Annotated in this window: 7 protein-coding genes; all 7 read right to left on the bottom strand. The window is 49.9% G+C overall.

What is annotated here, in order from left to right; translation table 11 throughout:
* Positions 1-187: 187 nt before the first annotated feature.
* Entirely contained in the window at positions 188-1,744 is a 1,557-nt protein-coding gene (locus tag NYE26_RS15065; RefSeq protein ID WP_339256979.1) for a BCCT family transporter, read from the bottom strand.
* 114 nt (positions 1,745-1,858) lie between these two features.
* A complete protein-coding gene (locus tag NYE26_RS15060) occupies positions 1,859-2,047 on the bottom strand; it encodes a hypothetical protein (RefSeq protein WP_036726849.1) in 189 nt (62 codons plus the stop codon).
* 148 nt (positions 2,048-2,195) lie between these two features.
* On the bottom strand, positions 2,196-2,780 hold the full coding sequence (locus NYE26_RS15055; RefSeq protein WP_339256977.1) for a GNAT family protein: 585 nt from the start codon (positions 2,778-2,780) through the stop codon (positions 2,196-2,198).
* Complete coding sequence (locus NYE26_RS15050) at positions 2,767-4,122, bottom strand: radical SAM protein (protein WP_339256975.1); 1,356 nt, start codon at positions 4,120-4,122, stop codon at positions 2,767-2,769. Before NYE26_RS15050 ends, NYE26_RS15055 begins: the two co-directional genes overlap by 14 nt.
* Positions 4,123-4,374: a phosphopantetheine-binding protein gene (locus NYE26_RS15045; RefSeq protein WP_339256973.1), complete on the bottom strand. Its 252-nt coding sequence runs from the start codon at positions 4,372-4,374 to the stop codon at positions 4,123-4,125.
* A gap of 23 nt (positions 4,375-4,397) precedes the next feature.
* On the bottom strand, positions 4,398-7,898 hold the full coding sequence (locus NYE26_RS15040) for a condensation domain-containing protein (protein WP_339256971.1): 3,501 nt from the start codon (positions 7,896-7,898) through the stop codon (positions 4,398-4,400).
* Positions 7,891-13,695, bottom strand: a complete 5,805-nt coding sequence (locus NYE26_RS15035) for an amino acid adenylation domain-containing protein (protein WP_339256969.1) — start codon at positions 13,693-13,695, stop codon at positions 7,891-7,893. The genes NYE26_RS15040 and NYE26_RS15035 overlap by 8 nt, the downstream gene beginning before the upstream one ends.
* Between the last annotated feature and the right edge of the window lie 17 nt (positions 13,696-13,712).

The raw sequence follows: 13,712 nt of genomic DNA, 5'->3' as shown, positions 1-13,712 counted from the left end.
AAAATAAACGACAGTGAGCGAGGCGACGGTGAGAGCTAGTATCCAGGGGGCCGGGCACCTCTGCTGATACACGCGTTAGCTTGCCTCTATGAAGTACCTCCATTCTGTTAGCTTCTATCCTTAGATTATCCGTTGTGATCTTTAACACACACCTTTGTATAATTTTAGTTATAAGGATAACATCGGGTCAAATGGAATCCGCCTTAGCTTGGATAGCCTCCTGCTCTTCCAGCAGCTGCTTCAGCTGTTGACGTTGGCGTTTTTCCCGTTGACGGCGCTCTTTGTCCTCCTCCTTGAGCGCTTTAAGCAGGGAGAAGCACATGCCGATCAGAACAATGGCAAATGGCAGCGCAGCTACAATGGAAGCAGTCTGAAGGCCGCCCAAGCCGCCGCTAATCAGCAGCACAACAGCGATGGAGGATTGCAGAATTCCCCAGGTTAGTTTGACTCTTGCGCTGGGATTCAGCTTGCCGTCTGACGTCAGCATGCCCAGTACAAAGGTAGCCGAATCGGCTGATGTAATGAAGAAGATCATAATCAGGATCGTAGCTATTAACGATACTATGGTGCCTAAGGGCAATTGCTCCAGCATGACGAAAAGGGCGGTGGTCGTGTCTCCTTTAACGGCTTCAGCCAGCTGGACACCATCGAAGAGCTCCATTTGCATGCCCGTTCCCCCGAATACCGAAAACCAGATAAAACCGAACAGACTCGGTATAATCAGCACACAAATGACAAATTCCTTGATTGTTCTTCCTTTGGATACCCTCGCAATGAATGTTCCGACAAAGGGTGCCCAGGCAATCCACCAGGCCCAATAGAATAAGGTCCACGCCCCTACCCAAGTTCCCTTGGAAAAAGGCGTTAACCTCAAGCTCATATTGACGATGTTTTGCAGATAACTGCCTAATGTGGTTGTAAAGGTATCAAAGATAAACGAGGTCGGACCCGTTATCCATACGAACAGCATTAAAAGAACGGCGATCACCAGGTTGGTGTTGCTGAGGATTTTGATACCCTTGTCCAGACCGCTGGTAGCGGAGATGAGGAACAGCACGGTCACAACCGCAATAATTGCAATCTGAGCGGCTACGGTGTTCGGAAGTCCGAATAAATAATGCAGACCTCCGTTAATCTGCAGAGCCCCGAGACCCAGCGAAGTCGCTACTCCAAAAATCGTAGCAATCACCGCCAAAATATCGATGGCCTTGCCCAGCCAGCCGGAAACGAGCCTTTCCCCTAGTAAAGGGATAAAAGCAGAGCTGATCAAGCCTTTGTACCCTTTGCGGAACTGGAAATAAGCAAGTGTCAAGCCGATAACGGCATAGATGGCCCATGGGTGCAGTCCCCAATGGAAAAAAGAATAGCGCATGGAGATCCGTGCTGCTTCTGTCGTCCCTCCTGTTACGCCCTCCGGCGGAGATAAATAATGGGACAGTGGTTCAGCCACTCCCCAGTAGACCAGCCCGATCCCCATTCCTGCGCTGAATAGCATCGACAGCCAGGAGACTGTGGAATATTCCGGTTCATCGTCATCGTCTCCCAGCCGGATACTGCCAAACCTGCTGAAGGCTAAATAGAAGGTGAAGATCAAGAAGAACAGAGTAGCCAGCAAATAGAACCAGCCGAAATTATGGATGGAGAAAGTGTACGCGGCATTAGCGGTACTGGCCATCTGGTCAGGCGCCACTGCTCCCCATATGGCAAAAATCGCTACGATGGTAATTGAAATGATAAAAACCATATATGAACCTCCATGAGTAGTGTATGTATACAATAATAAACAAAAAACCCCTCAGGAAAGCATGGAAGGCTTCCTGAGGGGTCCATCCATTGTACTTTTCCGTCAGGGTCCTGCTCAGTTCTGTCTGTTCTCCACCGATTTCATACGGTTCTGGTCGTCAGGCACCCGGTCATGACTGAATTCCTGACCTGCTTCTACTTCCCCATCTTCGGATACAGCCCGGGCAAAGCTAGTGAACTGTCTCTTCTCCTCGTCCTGCTCATGCTTCAGCTTCAAAAGCTCCTTCGGGTCCTGAGTTGTCATCACGCTAACCTCCTGAGAAATCTATTCATGCTGTTTATCTGCACTATAGAAGTTTTTCCATACTATCGGGGTACTTATGCACGAAGCTCACACTAATGCAAAACACACCGCCAGGTCCTTAGCGGTGTGTTTTGTCATTTCAGCTAACCTATTGGCTGACCGGCGAGCCTGCGATGATCGGCTTCACGAATACCGATTCGAATTCCTCGGCCAGCATATCCATCAGGATTGCATCATATTTCACGCCTCCGATAATGCGTGCCTGTCTTCTTCTCCCAATCTCTTTGAATCCGACCTTCTTATAGCATTGAATGGCTCTTTCATTGAAGGCGAACGTCCCCAGCATAATGTTGTTCAAATTCAGCAGATTGAATCCGTAATCGAGCAGCAGTCTCATGGCGTCAGAGCCGAAGCCTTTTCCCCAAAACTCCTTATCGCCGATAAAAATCCCTGCCTTGGCATTCCGGTCAACCAGATTGACATCAAACAGCAGGCAGCGTCCAATGGCCAAGTCGCTCTCCAGATCCACAATGCTGAACATATGCGTTCCAGACTTAAGTACATGCTCTATCCCCTCACGCTCCTTGTCCAGAGACGTTAGTAGATAGGCTTCATTCCCAAGTGGCGCTGTTACCTCCAGATCATTGAACCAGCGGGTCCAAGCCTCCGCATCGTCAGTAGCTACCGTGCTTAAGTAACACTTCTTTCCGGTTAATTTCTTATAGTACTTCATGAGCTTCTCTCCTTTTCGGACTCATATGCTGCTGCAGCGGCGAGGCTAATGCTGTCCCCAGATGCAGCGAGTACTGGTCAAATAACAGCCGGGCCATAGCCATGACCTCTGCAGTAGCTTCTTCACTATTGTTAAAGTACTCTGCCAAATTCTCAATAATGTTTTTCATCGCAGTTTTGCCGTCACATGCCTTGATAAATGCGAGAAATACCGGATCATTGCGCAGGGTCTTGGTTTGGAGCTGCTGATCACGCCGTACATACACGATGGTTTCATCCGGGCTTTTCTCCCATACAGTTAATACCTTGTAATCCAGATGAGGGATCGAGCTAAGCAGCTCAACGTCATTATCTATAGGGAAGAAGCTGTAGTTCCGGTCCTTTTTCCAGGCAGCGATTACATGATAGGATAAGCAGCCGCCATAACATAATCCGCTGCGCTTGTGCTCGCATTCCCGGCACTCATCAAGAATATCAATGTCTGCCAGCAGGCGGGTCCGGCGGTTAAAATACTCCGTGAGGTCTTGAATACCGGAAAAATCCTTGGTGTTAGCCTTCATAATGGAATACAGGCTGTAACATCTCCATGCTTCACCGCCTTGGGCAATATCCACGACTGCGCTGCAATTGAACTTCAGACCGGGCTTAACCAGCATCAGATCGGCCAGTTGTTCCGGAGTATATGCGCAAGGCGGCAATGATCCGCAGTCGGGATTAACCTCTAACCCCAGCGCACGGGCATCCATAATAAAATCATAAACGACATCGGCCAGCTCCCGGAAATCTTGTGCGGGATCAATCTGGAAAGCGGCAGAATCATGGATGTTGGGTGCAGCAATACTATATCTGATTCTCCGGATTCCGAAGGTGCGGGCCATCTCTAAGATATAAGAATAATCGAAAGGATATTTGTAAATGGTAAAGCCAATAAAGGCCGTTTCGGGGTTAACCGCGTCCAGAGCGGCATACAATCTGTTTTTTTGTTTCTCCGTATACATATCGGGCTGTAGCACATTAAACAGATAGACAATCCGCTTTGACTTCTCAAAGGGCAGACCGGCAATGTATTTACGAACCTTCTCAGACCAAGTTCCATTCGTCAACACGTTGATATACTTCCCCCGGACCGACAGTAGCTCCTCCAGCATCTCGGTGAACTTCGGGTGCGTGGTTGGTTCGCCTCCGCACAGATTGGTCACGACATTATGATCAAATTTCAGGATGCTTCGGAACTCATCCAGCGGCATATGCTGGAATTTAATCTCGTCATTACATTTGGTTTCTGTTGCAAAACAGAAGGGACAGTTCAGATTACAGGAGTTGGTGATGATTACGTTCCCCATTTATGCTACTCCCTCCAGCTTGTGCTCTATATATTCAATCAACTTACCCGCGGTTCTGAACAGATTATAGTCCAGCTCTTCCTCGCCAAATTCAAATCCAAATTCCGTTTCGAAATCAACAACAATCCGGATGAAGTTGATGGAATTGATGCCAAGCAGCAGCAGGTCGTCATCAAGCTCCAGGGGCTCCTCTTCGCCAAGCTCCAGATTTCTTTTAAGAATCGATAAGACGCTTCCTTTTATTTTTTGCATTTGTTGCACCTCCGGGAGGAATTTTAGTTAAGTGTCTTCAGTAATTCACCGAAATTAAGGTCATTGCTACGGATGATGCTTTGAAGAAGCTGGGCTATCTGCTTTAATAGCTCATTTACAGCGCTGTATTCATATTGGCTCTCGTTATAGCAGATTAGCAGAGTTAGTGTACTCGCCGGTGTTACATATAATCTGAGAGGAATATTAATTTGCGAGACACGGCCCTCAATGCTCATGGTTATGCCCTCGTATTCCTTTTCCTCCAGCTCCATAGGAATATTCTGAAAGACTAAGGTCCTTTCATAGATCGCCTGCTGAAGCAGATCCATTGCAACACCGGACCATTTGGAGATTTGTTGGGTAGTCGCATACTCGTAAGAACGCATTGCTAGCTGACGGGTCTGAAGCTGCTTCATCCATCCGGTACAGCCTGCAGTCCCGGGGAGGGTAATTCTTACCGGAACAACCGTAATGAACAGCCCTGCCATGCCTTCGATCCCCTCCAGCCCTTCAGATCTGCCGGAGGTTTCCACCCCGATAAGGACATCACTGCTGCCCGTTGTATGACTTATCAGGGCTCCCCATGCTGTCTGGACTAAGGTATTTAACGTCAGGCCATGGTTTTTGGAGAAAGCAGCAGCAGCCTCCATGAAGGATTCAGGCAGTACCAGTTCCTGTGTTACGATATTGAAATCAGAACCTTCCGTTCGCTTCTTGTCTTCCCTTTGCGGTCTTGCAGGCACGTATCCGGCAAATTCCTGCTGCCAGAATTGTCTTGCCGGCTCCAGATCCTGCTGTTGGAGCCATTCAATATAGCTATGAAATGATTTGCTCTCTTCCAGAGCGGGCTCGCTGTGATTCATAAGAGCCTTGTATGCAATCAGCAGCTCATTAATAATTAAATGCATGCTCCAGCCGTCAATGAGCGAGTGCTGAAAGGTCCAGATGAAATAGTGGCTTAACTGATCCGTTCTGGCCAGGCACCCCCGCATTAAGGGGGCCTCTGTTACCTTGAAGCCCCTGCCCCGTTCCTCTGCTATATAAGCCTGTACAGCAAGCTGCTGTTCCCCGGGAGTTAAACAGGACCAGTCCAATTCTCTGATCTCCGGGATAGCTTGCCTGTAGACAACCTGCAGCGGTTCTGGCACCTTCCGCCAGACGAAAGCAGTTCTTAATATCGGATGACGTTTAACCATCTCCTCCCAAGCCCTGAGGAACATTGGGGCATCCATTCCCCCAGTTATCTTGAAGACGAGCGCAAACACATCATTGCCTTTTTTATAAGCGGCAATGTTCTGTGCAAGAATTAAATGCTGCATCGGTGAAAGAGGATATACCGCTTCCGCCTCCGGATACCGCTCCTTAACGCCTTTAATCACCCCGCTGCTTAAGCGACGGCTCTGTTCCGCAACGGATTCGGCCGATATTCTTTGTTCCCGGGCCTTCAAGCCCTCTCTGGCGCTGCGGACGGTTTGTTCTTCCAGAGCAGCAATGGTGGGAAAGTTCATGACTTGCTGTACCCCCACCTTGAAGCCGGATTTGTGCAGCCTGGAGGCTAAGCGGATCGCTTTTATCGAATCCATGGATAATTCATAGAAGTTATCATGAATTCCAATACAACCGATTCCGGTAAGCTCCGTAAGCACCTCAGCGGACAACTGCTGGAACGGAGTGACCGGCGGCTCATAGGGTGCACTTAACGAAGAGCGTTGGTAGTCCGAAGCCAAGGACAGCCCGGTAGTCTCCTTAGCAGCAGGTAATGGATTATAGTCTTCCCCGGATCTGATTCGGTCTTTAAGAAGAACTACCTTGGTATTGTAAGGCTCCCGCTCAAAGGAATAACCAGGCAGGGACATCCGGGGTGGGGAGATATCCATGTATAGAAGCCCCCAGTTCACCTCCCTGCCCTGTAGCCACGGGTTAACTAATTCATGAAGGAAGGGGACGCTGGGTATTAAGCACTCTTCCAGATCTGAGGGATACAACCGCCGGACACTGAGCGGGATTCCCTCCTCTGTTCTCTCGCATATCAGAATGCACCGGTGGACTAAATGCTTCCTGCCCGTCTGCAAAGTATGTGCTGCTGCAAGCAGAGATATATTTGCGTGGCCGTCCAGATAAGCCTCAAGCCGGTCGGCCATTTTTGAGAGCATCTTCCCGGTTAATGCCGAGAGCGGCAGGATATACGGGCCTTGGCCCGTCCCGGTAGGCTGCTCTTTACAGGGGGCTTGCTCCAGGATGATATGCACGTTCGTTCCTCCAATTCCCAATGCATTTACACCTGCACGCAAAGGCTGCGGTCCGCGTTCCAGCTTCATGCATTCATCTGCGACATAGAAGGGGCTGTTAACAAAATCAATATGCTGATTCGGGCATTCGAAATGAAGCGTCGGCGGAATCCGGCGGTGCTTCAAGATCAGGACGGTTTTAATAAAACCTGCAATGCCAGAGGCAGCATCCAAATGTCCGATATTGCTCTTCACGGAGCCGATCCCGCAGAACTGTCTTGACGTTGAACCGAAAGCCTGCGTCAAGGCCTGAATTTCTGTGGGATCTCCAAGTACAGTGCCTGTGCCGTGTGCCTCCACATAACTAAGACTCTCCGGCATAACCCGAGCAATCTTCAAGGCCTGTCTGACTGCAAGGGCCTGAGCCTCTACACTTGGAGCGGTGTAGCCCACCTTTCTGCTCCCGTCATTGTTCATGGCACTGCCCTTAATTACGGCTTGAATATTATCACCGTCTGCCAAGGCATCCTTTAAGCGCTTGAGCACCACAATTCCCGCACCGCAGCCGCCTACAGTTCCTTGCGCCATATCATCAAAAGGGCGGCAATGCCCGTCCGGAGCCATAATCATTCCCTCACTGAAGGTATAGCCTTGCTTGATCGGGGCTGTGATAGACACACCTCCGGCCAGCATTATCCTGGATTCACCTGTAAGGATGGCTCTACAGGCTTGATGAATTGCGGTCAGAGAAGTGGAACAGGCCGTATTGACCACGTAGGCCGGCCCTTTCAAGTCCAGCTTGTAGGCCAAAAGCGTTGCCAGGAAATGAACATGGATATAAGGATACAGCGAGTGATCAAAACGCTCGTCCATATAAGCATGAGCCTCCCAATTGAAATTGGGGGAAGCGCCGACACAAATTCCGATGTTCCCAGGGTACGTATGCGGATTATATCCTGCATCCTCCAGTGCATGCCAAGCACATTCATGGAGAAATCGAATCTGCGGGTCCATCATGTCAGCCTCGAGCGGACTGTATCCGAAAAAATTGGAATCAAAGTATTCCACTCCGCTCACTACACCTCTTGCCGGAACGTATCCGGGGCTGCCGAGCGTTTCTTCATCCCAGCCAGCCTGCCGCAGCTCCTCTGCTTCAAAGTAAGAGATGGACTCCACACCATTTACAAGATTATTCCAGTATTCCTCTACATCTGCCGCTCCCGGAAACCTTCCTGCCATGCCGATTACCGCAACCTCCAGACCTGTATATGCACTAGATGGTGGAAGGTTAGTCATTATGATCACCGGTCAGGCTGTAGATGGTAGCCTGCATTAATTCAATGCCTGCTTCAATGTCAGAGTCGCATTCCTCCAGAGAAGAAGCAGTATGGCTTACATACCCCGCCAAATGGCTGATGGTGGGATGAGCGAATACATCCGCTACCGGAATACTCCGCTGGAACTCCTGCTCCAAGCGGCTGTTCATTTTAAGAAGAAGCATAGAATTTCCGCCGAGTTCAAAAAAGGGGTCATTGGCGCCGACACGGTCCAGTTGCAGAATTTCCTTCCAGATTGCTGCAATCCGCTCCTCAATTCCGGAGGCCGGCGGGCTATATTCCGATTTCAGCTGAAGTAAATCCCGATCGGGGCGGGGCAGCCGCTCCTTATCCAGCTTGCCGTTGACCGTAAGCGGAATGCTGTCAACCTGCAGGATATAGGCTGGAACCATATATTCCGGCAGATGCTCAGCAACGTAATGCCGAAGTTTAGCAGGCTCCAGTGTGCTGGAAGATACGGCATAGGCTATTAATTGCTTACCGCCATCACTGTTCTCCAGATCAATTACATCGACCACGGTCTCTTGTACTGCAGGAAAGGAAGAGAGTACTCCCTCCACTTCGCCCGGTTCAATCCGGTATCCCCTAATTTTGAGCTGCTGATCCTCCCGCCCCAGATAGATCATTTCACCATCTGTTATCCTGGCCATGTCCCCTGTCTTATACATTTTCGTTCCGGCTGCAAAAGGATTGTCTAAGAACCTCTCGCCGGTAAGCGTTGGATTTCCGGTGTATCCCTTAGCTAAGCCGTCTCCCGCAATGAATATTTCTCCAGTGGTCCCTTCCGGAACGGGCTGCAGATGCTGATTCAGCAAGTATATGTTAGTGTTCCCTGCGGGTTTTCCTATCGGTACGGACGCCCCTGTCAGCTTGTCCGGATCAAATAAATAGTGCATGCAGCCAACGGTCGCTTCTGTAGGACCATACTCATTGAAGATTTCCGCCCGGCCCTCAAAAGTCTGCCATATTTCATTCGCCATTGCGGCTGAAAGGCTCTCACCGCCGAGAATGAATCTCTTGACAGTTGAACCGCTGAACTTCCTTCCGCCCAGTAGCTTCAAATGAGAGGGGGTCAGCTTCACGGCACCTACCTTATCGCAGCCTATAACTTCTTCAAGCAGTTGTTCATTCTTGCCTTGAAATATGATAATTGCATTGCCGCTTATCAACGGTACAAACAACGAGGTGACCGTTAAATCAAAGGAGAGAGAAGTGAATAAGGCAAAATGCAGCTGTTCACCTCTGACATAGTGTCTGGAAGCCCAGCAGGCATAGTTCGTCAATCCTCTGTGGCTGATTTCAACCCCTTTGGGTTGTCCGGTTGACCCTGAAGTGTAAATAATATAAGCGGTATCATCCATCATGGAAGTTATTTCTATATCTGCATTGCTGTAGGTCGAAGTCAGCTCTTCTTCATCAATCATGACTATCGCTTCTTCGGAAAAGGTTAACATGAACGCCTCCTTGTTGAATAAGGAGACTTCTTGAGCCAGCAGCAATACTGCTCCGCTGTTTTGCGCAATAAATTGTTGTCTGCCGGACGGATATTGCGGGTCTACCGGAACATAAGCCGCTCCTGCCTTCAGCACCGCCAGGATTGCCGCCACAGCACCTACAGAGCGTTCCGCCAGTAAGGCTACGACATGTCCGCTTGCCCCCTTCTGCTGAAGGAGCCGGGCCAGCCGGTTGGAGCGTTCGTTTAACTCCTTATACGTAATGCTGCTGTCACCACAATAGACTGCAACAGCATCAGGAGTACGGGCAGACTGGGCTTCTATCAGCCTGACAATACTGCTGTTCCGGGGATAGTCTTCGGCAGTATCATTGAAATGGACCAGTATACGTTCCGTCTCTTGGGCAGTCATCAGCTTAAGCTCACTGACTGAACAGCCGGGGCGTATCAGCGCATCTGCAAGCAGACGCTGATAATAATCTGCGAACCTTTCCACTGTGGAGGCCTTGAACAAGGCGGTGGCGTATTCAAATTCAAAGCATAAGGTCCCGTTTACTTCCGTACATTGCAACGTCAAATCGAACTTCGAGGTATCCCTTTGATAGCTATTGGGAGCGATAGTCAGGTTAGGAAGCATAAGCTCCGGAATATCTGTATTTTGAAGCATGAACATCGTATCGAACAGTGGGTTGCGATTTAAGGATCGCCCTGCACCCACTTGCTCAATCAGCTCCTGATAGGGATAATCCTGATGCTCATAAGCCTTCAAGGTTGTATCCTTTACTTGGCGGAGAAGCTCTTTGAAAGTAATACCAGGGGATACTTCGCCTTTTAGCGCCAATGTATTTACGAACATTCCAATTATACCTGCCAGATCGTCGTGCCTGCGCCCTGCAATCGGGCTGCCGACAATCATATTCTTCTGGCCTGTAAGTCTGTTAAGCAGCACGAAATACACTGACAGCAGAATCATGAATGTGGAGACCTTTTCTGTGATTGCCAGTTCTTTCAGCGAAGCTGTAACCTCAGCCGGAATAGTGAAGGTTAATGTACTGCCTGCGAATAGGCTGACTGCCGGTCTCGGGTAATCCAGCGGCAGCTCCAGCACAGGGACTTCTCCTTGAAACAGATGGGTCCAATACGCTCTGTCCTTTTCAAGCCCTCCCTTGTTCTGGTCCAGCCAATTCACATAATCCTTATAGCTCACGCTGAGCTCAGGAAGATCAGTGCCGGAATATAAAGCCATGAATTCTTCGATCAGGATTTGAAGAGACACTCCATCTGCAATGATGTGGTGCAGGTTAACGGCAAGCAGCATCCTGTTCCCGGTCTGCCGGATAAGCCCTGCTCTCAGGAGCGGAGCTTCTTCAAGATTAAAGGGCTGCATGAAATCTGAAATGATCGCTTCGGGGCGCTCTTCATCCCTGCTGCCGGACAGCAGCATCAGTGAAAATGGAACCTCTGCATGGATACGCTGAACGTACTCGCCGTCCACAAGATGAAAGGAGGTCCGGAATGCTTCATGACGCCGGATTAACTGCCGGAATACCTCCTCCAGTTGCTCCGTATCCACTTCTCCTTCCATCGCCAGCACAGCGCTTAAATTGTATACGGTACTGTCAGGCTGCAGCTGCTGCAAAAAATACAATCTGGCCTGGGCTGAGGACAGAGGGTAGTAGCTCTGTTCTTGTACCTTTTCAATGGCGGCATAATTTATCTTCAAAGCGCTTGTAATAGAATCCGCCTGTTCACGAATGGTCAGCTTTTCAAAAAGCTCATTAATGGATAGCTTCACATGCATTTGCTTGTATACTTTTGCAGCCAGTGCTGTGAGCTTTAAGGAATGGCCTCCCAGCTCGAAAAAGCTGGAATCCCGGCTAATCTGCTGCAAAGGAATTTCCAGAATATCCGCCCAAATGACTGCAAGGGCTTGCTCTGCCTCTCCCTGGGGAGGAAGCTGCTCAGCCGCAATACGCTCTGTATGCAATAATGCTGATGTATCCACCTTGCCGTTGGGGGTCAGCGCTATTTCCTCCAGCTTATAAAAGGAAGCCGGTATCATATATTCCGGCAAGGAGCCGCGCAAAAATGCTCTGAGCTCTGAATCCGTAACCATAGTTCCGGGGTTCTGCAGCACATAATATGCGCGCAAGGCCTGTTCCCGGTCATCCTTTCCGCCCGCTGCGCTCAGGACAATAGCTTGCTTCATTTCGGCATGCCGCAGCATCGCCTGTTCAACTTCAGCCGTCTCAATGCGGTAGCCTCTAATTTTAACCTGATGATCAAGCCGGCCCGCCAGCTCAATGGTTCCGTCCGGCAGCCACCGGCCTAAGTCACCTGTCTTATAGAGGGTACCTCCGCCAGGAAGATAGGCCTGCCCGCGGAATTTCTCACGGGTCAGCTCCTCCTTGCCGAGATATCCCCGGGAGGAGACGCCTGCTCCTATCACGCATAGCTCGCCATACCTGCCTATCGGCTGAAGATTTCCCTGCTTGTCCAGAATCAGAATGGAGGTATTATCGATGGGTCTGCCGATTCGTACGGTCTCCTCCATCTGTTGATTCCGGTGCACTGCGGATAATACGGAACATTCAGTTACTCCGTATTCTATTGCCAGCTCTACCCCGTTTCCGAGATCTTTAGCTTGGCAGACCAGCGCGGAGGACACTTTGTCACCAGCCAGTACAATGGTCTTTACGGTGGCTAAATCTTCCTGCCTGATGTGCTCAAGCATGGACTCAAGCAGCATAGGCACACAGATGAAATGAGTTACTCCGCCCGTTACAATGGCATCCCGGATACGGTTCATATCCCGGTTCCCGTCTCCGCCCAGAATAATCACACTGGCCCCGGAGATCAGAGGCGTAAAGAAGCTGGCAACAAATCCGTCAAAGGCGCAGGAGAATAATTGCAGGGTAACATCCTGAGGACCTAACTGATAAGCTTTTCTGCGGAACAGCAGCATATTCGCCACATTTCGGTGCTCAATCATTGTTCCCTTTGGATTTCCTGTGGTTCCCGATGTATAAATGACATAAGCCAAGTCTGCAGGGCCAGGCTCCGTCGTGCCGTCTCTATGCTCCTCCATGTGCGGTTCGTCAGTCAGAGGCGGAAGTTCATGAAGAAACAGATATTCAACCTGGGCCAAGCCCTCTACTCGCGGCATATCCCCTGCCGATTCATCACCCAGAACAAGCCTGACCCCGCTGTCTTCAATCATGTATAGAATTCGTTCCCTTGGATACCCGGGATCAATGGGCAAGTAGGCAGCGCCGGCCTTTCCGATGGCGAGCAATGAGACCGCCAGCCAGCGGGAGGGAGAGAGGATGACTCCCACAATACTGCTGCGGTTCACTCCCCGCTTAAGCAGGAGGGATGCCAGCTGGTTAGCCTGCCGGTCCAGTTCTGCATAGGTCAATTCTTCATAGGAGGAACCGTATTGCTGCATTCCCTGTATGCGGACTGCGGTGTGACCCGGAGTTCTCCTGGCCTGCTGCTCAAACAGAGCCGTTATCGTCGCCCTTTCAGGAGCAGGTGCAGTCTGGCCTTGAAAAGTAAAAAGCAGCTGCTCTTGTTCTCCGGCATCCATAACAGCTATATCATTAATGGACAGCTCGGTGTTCAGCAGAACCTGACTCAGAACAGATTGATAAGCAATGAACATTCTGCTGATCTGGGAGGCTTCCACCTCCGCCGGGTTAAAGGTGACAGTGTATTCTATCCTGTTCCCGTTCTTCCGAAGCGTGGTTCTCAATGAGCATTGCTGGAACTCATCCGAGTTCGGCAAATGAAGGGCTTCATACCTGAATCCATACTGGTATACATGCTCATTACTGTCCAGCTTCAGCTCCTCCAACAGCTTGCTTACAGGATAGAACTGATTTGCATAACCGTCGATTACAGTTTGCCTTACCTGCATCAGAACACTTCTGAAGGTTGCTTCGGGACTAAGCCGGTCATGCAGCAGAACTGCCTTGTTGTAATGTTGGGCGCTGTCTTTTAAAGCAGGTGACACGACTAGAATATCTTCGCTACCCATGTAGCGCACAAGCAGCGCTTTGAAAGCAGCCAGCAATAACACATAAAGCGACAAGTCATTGCCTTTGCTCATTTTGTTCAGTTTTTCACATAACTCCTCGTTCAGCTGTACGATTTCATTGCACTCCCCGGAGGCTGTCTCTCCGGTAATAGGTACTGCTGCCGGAAACAACTCAGCTTCAGGGCAGCATCCGGCCAGCTTCGTATGCCAGTATTGTCTGGCCTCATCAAACACTTCAATGGAAGCCAAGCGGTTAATAGTCATCTTCTTACTCTCCTTTT

The sequence above is a fragment of the Paenibacillus sp. FSL P2-0136 genome (genome assembly GCF_037975325.1).
Classification (GTDB): domain Bacteria; phylum Bacillota; class Bacilli; order Paenibacillales; family Paenibacillaceae; genus Paenibacillus_AQ; species Paenibacillus_AQ silagei.
Note: the sequence above shows the minus strand (reverse complement) of the source record. Positions and strands in the feature narration are given on the sequence as shown.

Bases quoted from the DNA above. Each gene is read 5' to 3' on its own strand.
- NYE26_RS15060 (WP_036726849.1), bottom strand. From the start codon at position 2,047: ATGACAACTCAGGACCCGAAGGAGCTTTTGAAGCTGAAGCATGAGCAG.
- NYE26_RS15045 (WP_339256973.1), bottom strand. From the start codon at position 4,374: ATGCAAAAAATAAAAGGAAGCGTCTTATCGATTCTTAAAAGAAATCTG.
- NYE26_RS15035 (WP_339256969.1), bottom strand. From the start codon at position 13,695: ATGACTATTAACCGCTTGGCTTCCATTGAAGTGTTTGATGAGGCCAGA.
- NYE26_RS15040 (WP_339256971.1), bottom strand. From the start codon at position 7,898: ATGACTAACCTTCCACCATCTAGTGCATATACAGGTCTGGAGGTTGCG.
- NYE26_RS15065 (WP_339256979.1), bottom strand. From the start codon at position 1,744: ATGGTTTTTATCATTTCAATTACCATCGTAGCGATTTTTGCCATATGG.
- NYE26_RS15050 (WP_339256975.1), bottom strand. From the start codon at position 4,122: ATGGGGAACGTAATCATCACCAACTCCTGTAATCTGAACTGTCCCTTC.
- NYE26_RS15055 (WP_339256977.1), bottom strand. From the start codon at position 2,780: ATGAAGTACTATAAGAAATTAACCGGAAAGAAGTGTTACTTAAGCACG.